Source organism: Glaciimonas sp. PCH181 (genome assembly GCF_003056055.1).
GTDB lineage: Bacteria > Pseudomonadota > Gammaproteobacteria > Burkholderiales > Burkholderiaceae_D > Glaciimonas.
Genome location: NZ_PYFP01000001.1, coordinates 1,187,967 through 1,203,331 on the forward strand (window position 1 = coordinate 1,187,967; position 15,365 = coordinate 1,203,331).

A 15,365-nucleotide genomic window follows, 5' to 3' on the forward strand; every position below is an offset into this window, starting at 1 on the left:
ATTGATACTACAAAATCAGTAGAGATCGGTATTTCCGATATATCACTAGCTAACGATGGGAATCAAGCCTTATGGCGCATTCACTCGAATCTCTTTTTATGTTTGTCGAAGCCGCCGCGCTAGGCTCATTCTCAGCAGCAGCACGCAAGCTGAATAAGCAACAATCGACGGTCAGTGAAGCAATCGCCAATCTGGAAATTGACTTGGGCGTCACGTTATTTGATCGCCGGACACGCCGACCGACCCTCACCAAGCATGGCAAGGCAATGTTGATTCAGGCGCAACAAGTGTTGGATGCCAGCGATCGTCTTTCACGGTCGGCGCATCGGCTCGCCGATGGGCTGGAGCCGACGCTTACATTAGTGTTGTCCGATACCTATCAATCGAATCGATTTGAATCGGTCTTGACGGAATTTGAGCAGCGCTACCCAGAGTTGGAGCTCGAATGCATGATCGCCGAGCACTCTGATGTAGTCGCCTTAGTCCAGGAAGGACGCGCCCAACTAGGCTTAGTCGGCGCGCAAGCAGACTACCCGCCCGATGTCGGCTTCGAACCGATCTCCGAACGCTCGGAAATCGGCCTATACGTTAGCAAAAACCACCCCTTGGCAGCTGTCGCCCATGTCACTACCGAAATGTTGCGCGATATCCGCGAACTACGCCTCAACACTTATTTAGACGACATCGTGGAACGTCGCCGGGGTCTGTGCTGGTCGTCGTCCAGCTATTTGCTGCTATTAGAAATGACCGAACTGGGATTCGGCTGGGCTGAACTTCCGCGTTGGCTGGCACACCGTTTTGCCGCAGATAATTTATTAGAGTTAAAAGTACGCGGCTGGCCTAAAACCCTTCAGGTAGACGCTGTCTGGTCGCGGCGTCATGGCTTGGGACAAGCTGGCGGCTGGTTATTGGACACCTTGCTGGCCCCTTAAAAAATTCACCTCCAAATCGGCGAAAAACGCCATCGCTGTCACCGTTTGAAACATTTCTTCCCCCAACTGGATCAATATTTAGTCATATAATGCAACACTGTTGCACACTAATCACGTCAACTATTTGATTGAAACTGATGCATCAAAGTTATATTGACTACGCAGCTAAAGTCGTCAGCAACGCAACCAAAAATTATGAAAGGCAACATGAAACGCGTACTTTCCAGCGTCGCCATTAGCGCCCTGCTCTACCACTCACTTTCTCCCGCGATTGCGCATGAAGCACACGTGCACGGCGTCGGCAAACTGGATGTTGCAATCGACGGCCCGCAACTTACTCTGCATCTCGATACCCCGCTAGCTAATTTACTAGGATTCGAGCACGCCGCCAAAAGACCCAAAGATCGTCAAGCCGCCCAAAAAATGGCGCGCCAGTTACGCGACGGCCGCAGAGTGTTTGTAACGACACCGGCAGCGGAATGTAAACCGATATCAATTAAGTTAGTATCCGCCGCTATTGATCCCTTATTATTGGGCGAGCTCCCAGCCCCTGCGACAGCAGACGCGTCCGTAAAATCCGGTCACGCCGACCTCGATGCGGATTATGTTTTTCAATGTGCCAACCCAGAAAAACTGGAAAGTATCGACGTTACACTATTCTCGCAATTCAAAGGTTTTCAGAGAATCGATGTGCAAATGGTGACCCCGAAAAAACAACTCGCAGCCAAGCTAATTCCCACAGCATTCCGTCTTTCGTGGGAATAAAATGCGCACAATGTTATGAGTGAAGTCGTCATACATCTTGAGGATGTCTCTTTCAGTTGGCCCGGTCAGCCCGCGCCAACCTTGCAAATGGACGCATTCACGGTAGAGCAGCAAGATCAGGTGTTTATTGCCGGTCCCAGCGGCAGCGGCAAAAGCACATTGCTAGCGCTGATTGGCGGTATTGTCGTGCCACAGCGCGGCACCATCAGCATCCTCGGCACCGAATTGCACGGCATTTCTGCCTCTGCACGCGACCAGTTCCGGGTCGATCACATCGGCTTTATTTTTCAACAATTCAATTTAATCCCCTACTTATCGATTCTGGATAACGTCCTGCTACCGTGCGAGTTTTCGCGCTATCGACGTCAACGTGCATTAGCGCAAGGCAGTACGTTACGCAGCGCTGCCGAATCGTTGTTAAGCAGTCTGGATCTAGCGCCATCGTTATGGCGCAAACCTGTGACGCAGTTATCGATAGGCCAGCAGCAACGGGTCGCCGCCGCCCGTGCCTTGATCGGTCAGCCCGAAATCATCGTCGCCGATGAGCCGACATCCGCACTCGATGCCGATCGTCAGCAGCGCTTTCTCGATCTGGTTCAGCGCGAATGCGAGCAGGCTCGTTCCACCCTATTATTTGTCAGCCACGATCAGCGACTGGCATCGCGCTTCAGCCATCAGCTAGCATTAAATGAGTTAAACCATGCGGCGCATATCGAGGATGATGCATGAAAATGTTAATCAAACTTGCGGCCCGCAGTGCCTGGAACCGACGATTTACGTTGGGGTTGATCCTGCTGGCGATTGCCCTATCTACTACTTTACTACTCGGCATTGAACGCATCCGCCACGACGTGCGCGAGAGTTTTTCGCAATCGGTTTCCGGTACCGATCTGGTCGTAGGGGCGCGTACCAGCTCGGTCCAATTGATGCTGTACGCCATCTTTCACATCGGTGGAGCGACTAATAATATTGGCTGGGAAAGCGCGCAAAAACTGGCTCATAATCCAGCAGTGGCATGGACTATTCCACTATCTTTAGGCGACTCGCATCGTGGCTTTCCCGTGCTGGCGACGAATGGCGATTATTTCACGCACTTTCATTATGGCGACAAGCAGGCGCTGCGTTTTAGCGCTGGTCAGCCATTTCATGACGTGTTTCAGACCGTGCTGGGCGCGGACGTAGCGCAACAACTCCATTACAAAATCGGTGACCACATCACGCTGAGTCATGGCAGCGGCAGTGCAAATTTGACTGAACATGCCGATAAGCCGTTCGTCGTCAGCGGGATTCTGGCCAGTACCGGAACGCCGGTCGATCGCACCGTGCACATTGGCTTGGATGCGATGGAGGCGATTCATCTCGACTGGGAGGGCGGCGCGCCGATTAAAGGTTTAATGATTCCGTCAGAAATGGTGAAAAAATTTGACCTGACGCCGAAGACTGTTACCGCCGTATTGGTCGGTCTCAAAAATCGCGCCAGTGTCTTTGCATTGCAACGTGCGATTGCAGATGATAAAGACGATCCGCAGATGGCAGTATTGCCCGGCGTGGCACTTGATGAGCTTTGGCAGGTTGTCGGTGTCGGTGAGAAAGCGCTATTGGCTGTTTCTGCCATGGTCGTCGTGGTAGGGCTGGCGGGCTTAGTGTCGTCGATTCTTGCCAGTCTGGGCGAACGTCGGCGCGAATTAGCCATCCTGCGTTCTGTCGGTGCGCATCCTATCGATATTTTCTTTTTATTGGCGCTTGAAGGTTTTGTGGTGATGCTGGTCGGCGTGCTGATGGGGATCGTATTATTAAATCTGGCGATCCTAGTGCTCGGGCCGCTACTGGCATCGGAATTTGGATTTGCGTTGCATCCTGCTCTGCCGACTGTCGGAGAGTTGCTGTTGCTGCTATGGACCATCATCGGCGGGTTGATCGCCAGTCTGCTGCCGGGCTTACGAGCTTATCGGTTGAGTTTGTCAGATGGCTTGACGCCCAGAGTATAGAAAAAGTAAGGCTAAAAATTCGTTATGAAAATATTTTTATGGATCGTGGCAATCGTTATCGCCGGTCTCGGCACGGGAACGATCGGGCGGTATATTTATGCTGACCGTGCAGCCACTGCGGCGCTGAAAGCTTCGGTGGAAGCGCAGATGGCGACGCATGATGGTGGCTATAAAATTGGGGATCGATTGCAGCAAGCGCCCTTGGTGGCATCCGCGCCGAGCAAGGCTGCCCCGTCCGCTGCGGTGTCGCCGTTTAAGGAAATTAAGTGGGAGGATCTTGCTCCCGGTAGTTGGGATCCTATGAAGCCGTTTAAGGGGATTGATCTTAGTAAGCTGACCGATGCTGATCCGCGGGCTGAGAGTGCATTGCAGCAGGCTAAAGAATACTGGAAGAACGCACCGATTAATCCAGCCATGAACGGTAAGCAGATCAAAATTCCGGGCTTTGTTGTATCGCTGGATCGGGAGGGAGAGGCGTTAAAGGAATTTTTGCTGGTGCCCTACTTTGGAGGCTGTATTCATGTTCCGCCACCGCCTGCAAACCAGATCATTCATGTTAATAGCGTTAAGGCTATTAAAGGAGTGCGCACTATGGATGCAGTTTGGATTAGTGGGGTGTTGAAGGTTACGCCAACCTCTACTGATATGGGGGATGCTGGGTATTCGCTGGTTGCGCAGAATGTGGAGATTTATAAGGATTCTGAGACTAAATAGCTGAGTTGGGGTGTGGTGGGTATTCGGTAATTGACACGGGTAGCGCTCCGTGGAGGCTTGTCGGGGCGTCTAGCTCACGCGCAGAATTCTGCGGTGGCGAAGCATTTGAGAACAAGGGCAGCGATATCTACGCTCGCCTTCTTTTGGTTACTTTTTTCTGCGGAGGCGCCTAGCCGAAGCAAGAACAAAGTGACCGGCTACCGGGCCGCCCCCCGGCTTGCATCAACGGAGCACACCCGTTTCAATTACTAAATAACCAAACCCAAATCCATTAAACCAAAAAAAGCCCGCGTAACCTTTCGGTAGCGGGCTAATCCAAACCTTTGGAGGTGTTGGAGGAGACAATTCCACTTTAGCAGAAAATTTGTGCAGCGCAATACAGTAAAAATACGGTAGTGAAAATAAATAAAGCCATCCTAATAGCAATCAATCCCCCTACACCCAACCAAGCAATCTTGCCAAAAGACTACGAACTCACCATTCGCAGCAAATCCTGCACCGCTATTTCCAAAGCCAGCTGCATCTGTACACCAATCAAACTACCCCTCATAGTATAAACAAGCCCTATCCCGATAATCACACACTTACAAAACGCCGCCCGTCATGAAGTTTTTCCAAATCATCAAAATGGTTCTATGGAGTTTTTTTGGTATCCGCAAAAGATCCGGACTAGAATCCGATCTCAAATCGGTCCATCCAGTCCAACTCATAGCAGTAGCACTGGTAGTAGTAACAATTTTCATCAACATCTTGCTGTTTTTCGTCAAAATGGCCACCCACTAACAAATTAACCAATTAAACAAAAAATTAAACCGCACCACTATCTTGCAGCCGCTGACACCAGCCTCCCCAACATCTCCACAGCCGCCGCAACCCGCTTATCCCACGGATGCCCGTAATTAAGCCGAATGCAATTAGAAAACGCCCGTTGCGCCGAAAACATCGGTCCCGGCGCAATGCTAATCCCTAGCGATAACGCCTGACGATGAATATCCAGCGCATTGACGCCGCCCGGCAACTCCAACCACAAAAAATACCCACCATCTGGTCGAGTAGCCCGCGTTCCCGCCGGAAAATGCCGTATCACCGCCTGCATAAACTCATTCTGCTGCACCGACAACGCATGACGCAATTGCCGCAGATGCCGATCATAACCACCCTTCATCAAATACTCAGCCAACGCCAACTGCGCCGGTGCAGAAGCCGACAAAGTAGTCGTCAGCTTCAACCGCGCAACCGCCTGCGTATATCGACCGGGAACCGCCCAACCCACGCGATAACCGGGTGCCAGACATTTCGAAAAAGACGAACAATGCATAACTAATCCCTGGGTATCGAACGCCTTAGCGGGAACCGGTCGTTTGCTGCCAAAATACAACTCGCCGTACACATCATCCTCAATCAACGGCACATCGTGCCGCGTCAACAGCGCCACCAAATCGCGCTTCTTCTCATCCGGCATCAAACTGCCTAACGGATTCTGAAAATTCGTCATCAGCCAGCAAGCTTTCGGCTGATGCTTAATCAACGCGGCCTCTAAAGCCGCCAAATCAATGCCCTCACGCGGATGAGTCGATACCTCTACGGCGCGCAAACCAATGCGCTCTAACGCCTGCAACGCACCATAAAAAGTTGGGGACTCAATAATCACCGCATCGCCCGGCCGCGTCGCCGCCATCAGACACAAATTTAATGCCTCCAGCGCACCATTAGTGATGACGATATCGTCCGTGTGCACCTGTAAACCATCCACCAGATAACGCAATGCAATCTGCCGCCGCAGTCCGGCATTGCCGGGCGTCATATCATCGACAGTACTCCAGGGGTCCATACGCTGCACACTGGAAGACATGGCCCGCGCCAACCTTGGCAAAGGAAAAAGTAACGGGCTGGGAAATGCCGATCCCAGCGGCACCACATCGCGGGTTTTAGTGGACTCCAACACTTCAAACACCAACTCGCTGACATCGACCGATTTCGATTGCATATCGGCGGGAATCGAGATATCCGGTTCCAGCGGCAATGCCGCCGATCCGGCAGTAACGTAATAACCTGACCGCTCTCTGGCCCGTATCAAACCCCTTGCTTCAAGCAGATAATAGGCTTCAAACACGGTCGACGGACTGACGCCTCGGCTGGTGCTAGCCTGCCGCACGGACGGCAAGCGGTCGCCAAATTTCATGATGCCGGTCCGGATGGATTGGGCAATCTCGTCAGCCAGCGCTTCGTATAGTTTCATATCCCTCTTTGTACTTAACAATGGCTGCTCTGCATCCAGATTCAGTTTTGCAGTCTGTGCTAGAGACGATGATCTGCGCCTGATAACAAGATAGCCGCGCATATTTTATATTCAACAATACATTCATTTTCAGGCACAAACAATCTGATCTGGCATTTATCACAATTTCTCAATCTGTTTCTTTAGCAGCAGAAAAGATAATCTATTTGTATCCTCCAGAAGACCATAGACGCCGACAATTCAACACATCAGGGACGCAGGCAAATGGCCATCGATCTTCCAATCATCTGGGCAATCATGGTCTTATTCAGCCTGACGATGCTCAGCACTACCGGTGCTATCGCCCGGAGAATCGGCGTCAATTCAGCAACACCCATCTGTAACGGCAATGAAACCTGGATGATCATAGGCGGCGTTGGCCTGTTGATGGTGTTTGCTCTGGCCTATGCCGTGGTCGTCGGCGCTTTCTATTTAACGTTAATTTCCATATTTTTGGCAGCGTATTTTCGCGGTATGCCAGATAAGTTGTACCGCGCTGATGGAATATTTCCAATGTATTCTGTCTAGCCGCCGCCAGCACCATCCGGCTACTTAAATCGGTCAGCAATGAACATAGTTGCTACCTGCGGCGAAACAACGGTAAAGGCTGGTCGACCGCGCCTTGATACTGAACGCTGTAACGACTAAAACTTTTCAGTGCGTCGTGGATATTCTTGTCGCTGCGTATCGCAAAGGCATCGAATCCGCAGCGCCGCATGTAGTTAAGTTGATCCCGCAAGACATCACCGATTGCCCGCAACTCCCCTTTCCAGCCATACCGCGAACGTAATAAATACGCGATGCTATAGCCGCGGCCATCGCGGAAAGAGGGAAAATCGACCGCGATCAAATCCAGTTCGTGCAATTGCGTGACACTCGCTTCAAAGTCATGATCGGGTGAAATCCAAAGTGCCCTCGGCTTGATCGTAACCTCATACACATCTCTTTTTTGCCAATAAGAAAATGGCAGAATGTGATGTGTCCCCGGCGACTGCGTTGCCGCGTCCACTTCAGAAATCACGATCCAATTGTCATCAATTACTTGCGGCATGCCATTGATAATTTTGATGATATTTGCCATCGTCTTTTCCTTCACGCTGCCGCTTTGGGCTGACCGTAAATACCAACTTTAAATGGCGCCAGACCGACCCGCGCCACGGTATCGACAAATGCTTCGTCTTGCACGCGCAAATCGCAATAAGTCGTCACAACCCGTTCGATCACGTCCGGCATTTCCTGTGCCCGAAATGCGGGACCGATGACTTTGCCCAAGGCAGAATGATTGCCCTGTGCACCGCCCAGCGTGACTTGATACCATTCTTCGCCATCCTTATCGACGCCAAGAATGCCGACATTTCCCATATGGTGATGGCCGCAAGCGTTGATGCAGCCGGAAATATTCAGCGACAAATCACCCAGATCGAAGAGAAAATCCAGATCTTCGAATCGCTCGGCAATCGCTTGCGCAATCGGCAAAGATCGCGCGTTTGCCAGTGAACAATAATCGCCGCCGGGACAAACGATCATGTCGGTCAGCAAACCCAGATTCGGCGTACCCAATCCGGCCTCGCATGCCAGTTGCCACAGCGTGTATAAATCCGCTTGCGCAATATCCGGCAGGATCAAATTTTGTTCATGCGCCACGCGGATTTCGCCTAAACCAAAGCGCTCCGACCATTCTGCAACATACTCCATTTGCTTGGCAGTCACGTCGCCGGGAGGAATCGCCGCGCCCGGTTTGGTCGAGAGTGTGACCGATACATAACCGACCACTTTGTGTGCTCTGGTATTGCGCTTCACCCATTGCGCAAAGCGTGTATTTGCGGCTAACTGCATTTGGAAAATGGCTTCGTCGCCAGCGCCACGGTTATAGCGCGATTCTTCAAAAAAATATGCGACGCGTTGATATTCAACCTCGGTCAACGTCGATGGACCATCTTTGAGATGCGCCCATTCTTCCTCAACCTCTTTAGCAAATACATCGGCACCCAATGCCTTGACCAAAATCTTGATCCTGGCCTTGTACTTGTTGTCGCGCCTGCCGTAACGGTTGTAGACCCGCAATACGGCTTCGACATACGACAGCATGTGCTGCCAGGGCAATTCTTCCCGGATTTGCGCACTGAGTATGGGGGTACGCCCTAATCCGCCACCGGCAAATACACGTAAGACTTTCTCGCCAGCCGCATTTTGATGAAGGAAAATACCAACATCGTGCATCCGCACGGCAGCGCGATCTTGTGCAGATGAGGACAGTGCGATTTTGAATTTGCGCGGCAAAAAAGCGAACTCAGGATTCAGAGTAGACCATTGCCGTAACAGCTCTGCCAATGGTCGCGGATCAATTACCTCATCATTGGCGACGCCAGCAAACTGCTCGGTAGTGATATTGCGAACGCAATTGCCAGAGGTCTGAATCGCATGCATTTGCACCGTCGCCAGTTCGGCCAGAATGGTCGGCGTATCTTCAAGTTTGATCCAGTTAAACTGAATATTCTGACGCGTAGTGAAGTGACCGTAGCCGCGATCATAAGTACGCGCGATATGCGCCAGCATCCGCAATTGATCCGCTGACAACACGCCATACGGCACCGCAACGCGCAGCATATACGCGTGCTTTTGCATGTATAAACCGTTCTGCAATCGCAGCGGCAGAAATTCCTCCTTAGTCAGTTCGCCGGAGATTCTTCTGGCAACTTGATCCCGAAATTCTTCGACACGCTCGCTCACCAGCGAAGCATCGTAATCGTCATATTGATACATGCGTTTTCCTTTTCGGCCAGCATCTATTTGCAAGCCCGGATTTCCTTCCGGAGCGTGTATTTTGCGTGTGGGTCGCGTAAAAAAACAGATTCAGAAAACGAATAAAAAACAAGATCAGATTTTATTTGAGGACATAAATGCCCTGAACGCATGCCATTTGAAGGAAACTTGCATACCCAGAATTTGCATTGTTGGCGTCCCTAAAATCACCGAAAAATCCAACACTTCAAGCATCTGATATGGTCTTTTCCTCAAGAACTGAGACTGTTTTTTTGGAACGTTTTAAACCATACTCGTCCATTGCTATTTGCTTTCCACAAATCTGAATTCACGCCTTAGCCGCGACATGCGCCACAGCGGCAACCACCGCAATCGCTGTCTTCGGGATGACTTGCCTGGATCTTATGAAAACGAAACCTATCGATTCGCGTCAATGCACGTCCCTTGCGACTACCTTGCATGCTGGCTTTTGCCTGTTGAAAGCTTGCGGTACCGGTGGGCTGCTGTGGCTTAGCGTTATCAGCGGCAACGCCATCGCGCAAAACGTGCTGCCCGATACGATCGCCCAACGCGTGGTAGCGTGCATTGCCTGTCACGGCAAAGAAGGCCGTGCCGCCAGCGACGGATTTTATCCACGTATCGCTGGTAAGCCCGCTGGTTATCTCTACAATCAGCTGATCAATTTCCGTGAAGGTCGACGCAAATATCCGTTAATGATTTACACCGTCGATCATTTGTCGGACGCGTATCTGCGTGAAATGGCGGAATATTTTTCTGCTCAGCACCCTCCCTACCCTGCGCCGCAACCTGTCACAGCATCCGCAGCTGTGCTTGAGCGCGGACGGATTCTGGTGCAATCCGGCGATGTGTCTAAAAACGTCCCGGCTTGCATCGCCTGTCATGGCAAAAGCCTGACCGGGATTGCGCCATCGATCCCCGGTCTGGTCGGCTTGCCGCACGACTATATGAGTGCGCAGTTCGGTGCCTGGAAAAATGGAACGCGTCACGCAGCAGCGCCCGATTGCATGGCGCAGATTTCTGAACGCCTGACGGTCGAGGATATCAGCGCGGCGCTGGCCTGGTTAACCGCACAACCGATCCCCGCGCAAACCGCCGCTGCATCCGCCCCATCGCAAAAGTTGCCGCTAGCGTGCGGCAGCCTGCCTCAGCAGTAAAGGAACCCAATATGAAACGCATTTTTTTGATGATCATGGCGATCATCGTATTGGTTCCTGCTGGCATACTCGCCACGCAATATCTCCACGATCCTGGCAGCAACGAACTCAGCGCACCGGTCACCGATGCAGCCCAACAAGTAGCGCGAGGAAACTATTTGGTGCGCGCAGGCGACTGCATGGCTTGCCATACCGCTCGCGGCGGCCAGCCGTTTGCTGGCGGGCGCGTTATCCCTACGCCGTTTGGCGATCTTTATTCACCGAATATCACTTCAGATGTCGCAACCGGAATCGGCAGCTGGACAGCAAACGACTTTTGGCGCGCATTACATAATGGAAAATCCAAGGATGGCAGTTTTCTGTATCCAGCCTTTCCGTATACCGAATACACCAAAGTCACGCGCACGGATGCGGATGCGATGTTTGCCTACTTCCAAACCTTGCCCGCAGTAAAACAACCCAACAAAGAACAGGCGCTGCGCTTCCCCTATAACCAGCGTATTTTGCTAGCCGGATGGCGTGCACTGTATTTCAGTCCGGGCGTGTATCAGCCTGATCGGCGCCAGTCAGCAGAATGGAATCGCGGCGCGTATTTTGTACAAGGCCTGGGACATTGCATAGCCTGCCATACGACACGCAATACTTTTGGTGCGAGCGAAGGCATAGGTTTGGCTGGCGGCTTAATCCCAACGCTAGGCTGGTATGCACCGTCGCTGACATCGGATGCAGAAGCCGGTTTGGGAAACTGGGACAAGCAACACATCGTTGATCTGCTCAAAACCGGCACATCGCCACGCGGCACCGTATTCGGTCCGATGGCAGAGGTTGTCAGACAAAGTTTGCAGCATTTAACGGACGAAGACGTCGGCGCGATGGCGGGCTATTTACAGTCGTTGCCGCACACCTCTCCACCAGCTGCGGTCAGGGAGATGCAGGTCAAGGGTAGTCAGGCTGAAGACGTGCTAAAGCTGGGCGCGAAGTTATATCGTGATTACTGTATCGAGTGTCACAAAGCCTCTGGCAGCGGCATTCCGCCAGCGTATCCGCCACTGGCTGGCAACCGCGCGATTACGATGCAGTCATCGATTAATCCGATTCGGATGGTATTGAATGGCGGCTATCCGCCTAGTACTGAAGGCAATCCACGACCGTACGGCATGCCACCGTTTGGTCCGGTACTGACCGATGTCGAGGTTGCTGCGGTGGTATCGTATATTCGTAGTAGCTGGGGGAATAACGCGGCATTGGTATCGCCGGTGCAAGTGAGTCGGTATCGCGCTGTGCCGGAATAAGGTCGTGGCGCAGTTTTTAGATTGCCTTCTTTTGCAAATGCGTCACAAGCAATTTGGCAGCGACCGGCAACGCATCAAACGATCTGACGCAAATTTTGAGTTCGCGTCGCGCCCAACTTTCATTTAACGCCAGGATACGAATGTTCAGGTTTTTTTGATGATGGTACGCGACCATTGCTGGCAGCAGCGCTATTCCCAAACCGGAATTGACCATCAGACACAAGGCGTCGTAACTGGTTACCTGAATGCGCAATTTCAACGGCAGATCAAGGTCTCCGGCCTTTTGCAGCAACAGGCGATTGATGGCGCTGCCGGTGTGAAGGCCTACGTAATCGAACTTCAGGGTCTGGCTTAATGTCGCTGAAGTTTGCCCTCCCATCGGATGGTCAGCGGGGGTGATCAGCACCAATTCATCTTCGTGATACGGAAAAATCTCCAGTTCGTGACCATGCGGCCCCATCGTGAATATGCCGATATCGGCGGAATTTTCTACGACTGCCTTGGTGATGAAGGTACTAATTTTTTCTTCGAGATGAACATTGACTTGTGGGTACAACTCTAAAAAAGATTTAATTTCTGCTGGCAAGAATTGCGTGATCGCCGAAATATTCGCAAAAATGCGCACGTGGCCTCTGACGCCGCTTGAGTATTCCTGCATCTGAAACGTGATGTCATCCAGTTCGTGCAGCACGCGACGCGCCATCGTCAATAACGCCAATCCGGCCGCCGTGGCGGTGATGCCCTTATTCGACCGCATCAGCAATTGCGTCCCTAACAAAACCTCAATCTCACTCAAACGTTTGCTGATGGCAGCGGCCGCAATATGCTCACGCTCGGCAGCAGCGGCAATTGTGCCCTCTTCCAAAACACTGATGAATAACTTAAGGGAGACAGGATCAAGGCCCATGGCACAACTCTTAAAAAAAAGACGGCAACGTATGCCAAAGGCGTTAATTATATAGCCGGTATCGCGCCACTGCGCGGCGATGACCATCTGCACCGATGGCATCGTTTTTGACGATGGCACCCTCACCAGATATTGCTTTTGTACTACTCCCGGCATCGTTACAATTTATAAAAAAGTTGAAAGCCGCGCATTTGCGGGTTTTTTTAAAAAAATATCGATGAGACCAGCACTGACCGGCATTTCGCACGGCTGCTGACATGGGTTGGTCTTAGCGGTATCGACATTTACCACATCAGACAAATACCATCCCCATGGAAAAATTCGCACCAGGTCAAGAAGGATCGGATAGCCAACCAACATCCGACGAGCAACAGTCTTCGCTGAAGGGCATCAAGGTTATCGAACTGGGTACGCTGATTGCTGGGCCTTACGCGGCCAGTTTGCTAGGACAGTTTGGTGCCGAAGTCATCAAGATTGAGTCCCCGGGTGATGGTGATCCTTTGCGCAAATGGCGCAAACTGCACGATGGCACATCGCTGTGGTGGTATTCGCAAAGCCGCAACAAAAAATCTATCACCCTGAACCTGAAATCGCCCGAAGCGCAGCAAATTGTGCGCGATCTGGTGCGGGATGCCGATATCGTCATCGAAAACTTTCGCCCCGGGACGCTAGAGGGCTGGGGCCTGGGCTGGGATGCTCTGTCTGCGATCAATCCCAATCTGATCATGGTCCGTGTTTCTGGTTATGGGCAAGATGGCCCGTATGCGAAACGTCCCGGCTTCGCGGCCATCGCCGAGTCGATGGGCGGCTTGCGCAATTTGGTCGGTTTTCCTGATCGTCCACCGGTGCGTGTCGGCATCAGTATCGGCGATACATTGGCTTCACTGTACGGCGTGATCGGCGCATTGCTGGCGATGCATCACCTGAAATCAAACGGCGGCAAGGGCCAGTTTATCGATATCGCCTTGTACGAAGCCGTATTTGGCGTGATGGAAAGCATGATTCCGGAATATGCAGAATTCGGTCTGGTCAGAGAGCGCACCGGTGCAAGCCTGCCGGGGATTTCACCGTCCAGTACTTATCCTTGCAGCGATGGCCTGTACGTCATCATTGCAGGTAATGCAGACAGTATTTACAAAAGACTAATGAACGCGATGGGCCGTCACGATCTTGCAGAGGATCCGCGTCTGGCGCGTAACGATGGTCGGGTCCAGCACAACGACATGATTGATGCCGCCATCACCGAATGGACCAGTGCGCATGAATTAGATTACGTCTTGGATATCCTGGAAAAGGCCGATGTGCCTAGCAGTCGCGTCTTCACTGCCGCCGATATCCATGAAGATCCGCACTATCGCGCCCGCAATATGATCGAGCAGCATACCTTGCCCGACGGCCAGCCTATCGATTTAGCCGCAGTGGTGCCGAAGATGTCTGGCACCCCGGGCAAAACCAATTGGGTCGGTCCGGAGCTGGGTCAGCACACAGAAGAAATTTTAAGCGCACTTGGCCGCAGCGCGGAAGAAATACTCCGCCTGCGCAATGCAGGTGTTATATGAGTCAAGAAAGGTTTTCCATGGCAATCACGACCGCAGAAAAGCGCATCTACGTCAACGATGTTGCGGTACGCGACGGCTTTCAGAGTGAGCCGAATTTTGTCCCTACGGACAAAAAAATAGCGCTGATTAATCGTCTGTCCAAAACCGGTTTGGCGAAAATCGAAGTCACTTCGTTTGTATCGCCAAAAGCTATTCCCAATCTGCGCGATGCACAGGAAGTCATGCAGGGGATTACGCGTTCTGCCGATGTCACCTATGTTGCGTTGGTGCCCAACGAGCGCGGCTGCGAACGCGCCATCGAATGCAACGTCGATGAAATTAATCTGGTCATGTCCATAGGCGAGACCCATAACCTCGCTAACATGCGCATGACGTGCGAACAATCTTTAGAGCAATTTCGTCGTGTCATCACTCTGCTACGTGGCAGTAACATTCGCGTCAACGGCACCGTTGCCACAGCGTTCGGCTGTCCGTTCGAGGGCGATCAACCGCTTTATCGCGTGCTGTGGGCCGTTGAGCAATACGCGGCAATCGGCATGCATAGCGTGACGCTGGCCGATACCAGTGGCATGGCACATCCGGCGCAAGTGAGCCGATTTTCGGAAGCCTATCAAACTGCCTTCCCAAAATTACCGGCGACGTTGCATTTCCACAATACCCGCGGCATGGGCTTGGCCAATGTGATGGCGGGTATCGCTGCCGGTATTAATAGTTTCGATGCATCGCTAGGCGGCATTGGCGGTTGTCCGTATGCGCCCGGTGCTACCGGTAACATTTGCACTGAAGACATGGTCCACATGCTGCAATCTTCCGGCTACGACACAGGCGTTGATCTCGATCAACTGCTAACGATTGCCCGCGATCTGCCTGACATTCTTGGGCATGACGTGCCGGGCCATATCATCAAAGCTGGCAAGCGTACCGACTTGGCACCGATGCCGGTCACAGCAAGCCAGGCAACTCACTAAATCAAATAAAGCAAAAACGAATTT

15 protein-coding genes are annotated in these 15,365 nt (G+C 52.1%); 11 read left to right on the plus strand and 4 right to left on the minus strand.

Annotated features, from left to right (window positions below):
* Nucleotides 1-71 precede the first annotated feature (71 nt).
* From C7W93_RS05345 to C7W93_RS25425, 6 genes are all read left to right on the plus strand, one after another.
* Complete coding sequence (locus C7W93_RS05345) at nt 72-932, plus strand: LysR family transcriptional regulator (RefSeq protein WP_108439090.1); 861 nt, start codon at nt 72-74, stop codon at nt 930-932.
* A gap of 207 nt (nt 933-1,139) precedes the next feature.
* Nucleotides 1,140-1,697: a DUF2796 domain-containing protein gene (locus tag C7W93_RS05350; protein ID WP_108439091.1), complete on the plus strand. Its 558-nt coding sequence runs from the start codon at nt 1,140-1,142 to the stop codon at nt 1,695-1,697.
* A gap of 15 nt (nt 1,698-1,712) precedes the next feature.
* Nucleotides 1,713-2,426 (plus strand): ABC transporter ATP-binding protein, encoded by a 714-nt coding sequence (locus tag C7W93_RS05355; RefSeq protein WP_108439092.1) that lies wholly within the window; start codon nt 1,713-1,715, stop codon nt 2,424-2,426.
* Nucleotides 2,423-3,685 carry an ABC transporter permease gene (locus tag C7W93_RS05360; RefSeq protein ID WP_108439093.1) on the plus strand — a complete coding sequence of 421 codons (1,263 nt, stop codon included), beginning with the start codon at nt 2,423-2,425 and terminating at the stop codon, nt 3,683-3,685. Before C7W93_RS05355 ends, C7W93_RS05360 begins: the two co-directional genes overlap by 4 nt.
* Nucleotides 3,686-3,709: 24 nt before the next feature.
* Nucleotides 3,710-4,399: a DUF3299 domain-containing protein gene (locus C7W93_RS05365; RefSeq protein ID WP_108439094.1), complete on the plus strand. Its 690-nt coding sequence runs from the start codon at nt 3,710-3,712 to the stop codon at nt 4,397-4,399.
* A gap of 603 nt (nt 4,400-5,002) precedes the next feature.
* Nucleotides 5,003-5,182, plus strand: a complete 180-nt coding sequence (locus tag C7W93_RS25425) for a DUF2970 domain-containing protein (RefSeq protein ID WP_108439095.1) — start codon at nt 5,003-5,005, stop codon at nt 5,180-5,182.
* A gap of 37 nt (nt 5,183-5,219) precedes the next feature.
* On the opposite strand, the gene C7W93_RS05375 is transcribed toward C7W93_RS25425, so the two are convergent.
* Complete coding sequence (locus C7W93_RS05375) at nt 5,220-6,638, minus strand: PLP-dependent aminotransferase family protein (RefSeq protein ID WP_108439096.1); 1,419 nt, start codon at nt 6,636-6,638, stop codon at nt 5,220-5,222.
* A gap of 264 nt (nt 6,639-6,902) precedes the next feature.
* On the opposite strand from C7W93_RS05375, the gene C7W93_RS05380 reads away from it, so the two are divergent.
* The gene (locus C7W93_RS05380) at nt 6,903-7,205 is read left to right on the plus strand and encodes a cytochrome d ubiquinol oxidase subunit II (RefSeq protein ID WP_108439097.1); all 303 of its coding nucleotides are present in this window, start codon (nt 6,903-6,905) and stop codon (nt 7,203-7,205) included.
* A 52-nt stretch (nt 7,206-7,257) separates the two neighbouring features.
* Here the strand turns inward: C7W93_RS05380 and C7W93_RS05385 are convergent, their stop codons facing one another.
* Together C7W93_RS05385 and C7W93_RS05390 are read right to left on the minus strand one after the other, a co-directional pair.
* Complete coding sequence (locus C7W93_RS05385) at nt 7,258-7,758, minus strand: DUF934 domain-containing protein (RefSeq protein WP_108439098.1); 501 nt, start codon at nt 7,756-7,758, stop codon at nt 7,258-7,260.
* Nucleotides 7,759-7,769: 11 nt separating this feature from the next.
* Nucleotides 7,770-9,440 carry a nitrite/sulfite reductase gene (locus C7W93_RS05390; RefSeq protein ID WP_108439099.1) on the minus strand — a complete coding sequence of 557 codons (1,671 nt, stop codon included), beginning with the start codon at nt 9,438-9,440 and terminating at the stop codon, nt 7,770-7,772.
* A gap of 404 nt (nt 9,441-9,844) precedes the next feature.
* On the opposite strand from C7W93_RS05390, the gene C7W93_RS05395 reads away from it, so the two are divergent.
* Entirely contained in the window at nt 9,845-10,615 is a 771-nt protein-coding gene (locus tag C7W93_RS05395; protein WP_225869754.1) for a cytochrome c4, read from the plus strand.
* An 11-nt stretch (nt 10,616-10,626) separates the two neighbouring features.
* Complete coding sequence (locus tag C7W93_RS05400) at nt 10,627-11,907, plus strand: cytochrome c (protein ID WP_108439100.1); 1,281 nt, start codon at nt 10,627-10,629, stop codon at nt 11,905-11,907.
* Nucleotides 11,908-11,923: 16 nt separating this feature from the next.
* Here C7W93_RS05400 and C7W93_RS05405 read toward each other — a convergent pair whose 3' ends face one another.
* Nucleotides 11,924-12,814 carry a LysR family transcriptional regulator gene (locus C7W93_RS05405; RefSeq protein WP_108440495.1) on the minus strand — a complete coding sequence of 297 codons (891 nt, stop codon included), beginning with the start codon at nt 12,812-12,814 and terminating at the stop codon, nt 11,924-11,926.
* Nucleotides 12,815-13,125: 311 nt separating this feature from the next.
* Here C7W93_RS05405 and C7W93_RS05410 point away from each other — a divergent pair, with 311 nt between their 5' ends.
* Both C7W93_RS05410 and C7W93_RS05415 read left to right on the plus strand, forming a co-directional pair.
* Entirely contained in the window at nt 13,126-14,373 is a 1,248-nt protein-coding gene (locus C7W93_RS05410) for a CaiB/BaiF CoA-transferase family protein (protein ID WP_108439101.1), read from the plus strand.
* A gap of 17 nt (nt 14,374-14,390) precedes the next feature.
* Nucleotides 14,391-15,341, plus strand: coding sequence for a hydroxymethylglutaryl-CoA lyase (locus tag C7W93_RS05415; protein WP_108439102.1), 951 nt, complete (start codon nt 14,391-14,393; stop codon nt 15,339-15,341).
* Nucleotides 15,342-15,365 lie beyond the last annotated feature (24 nt).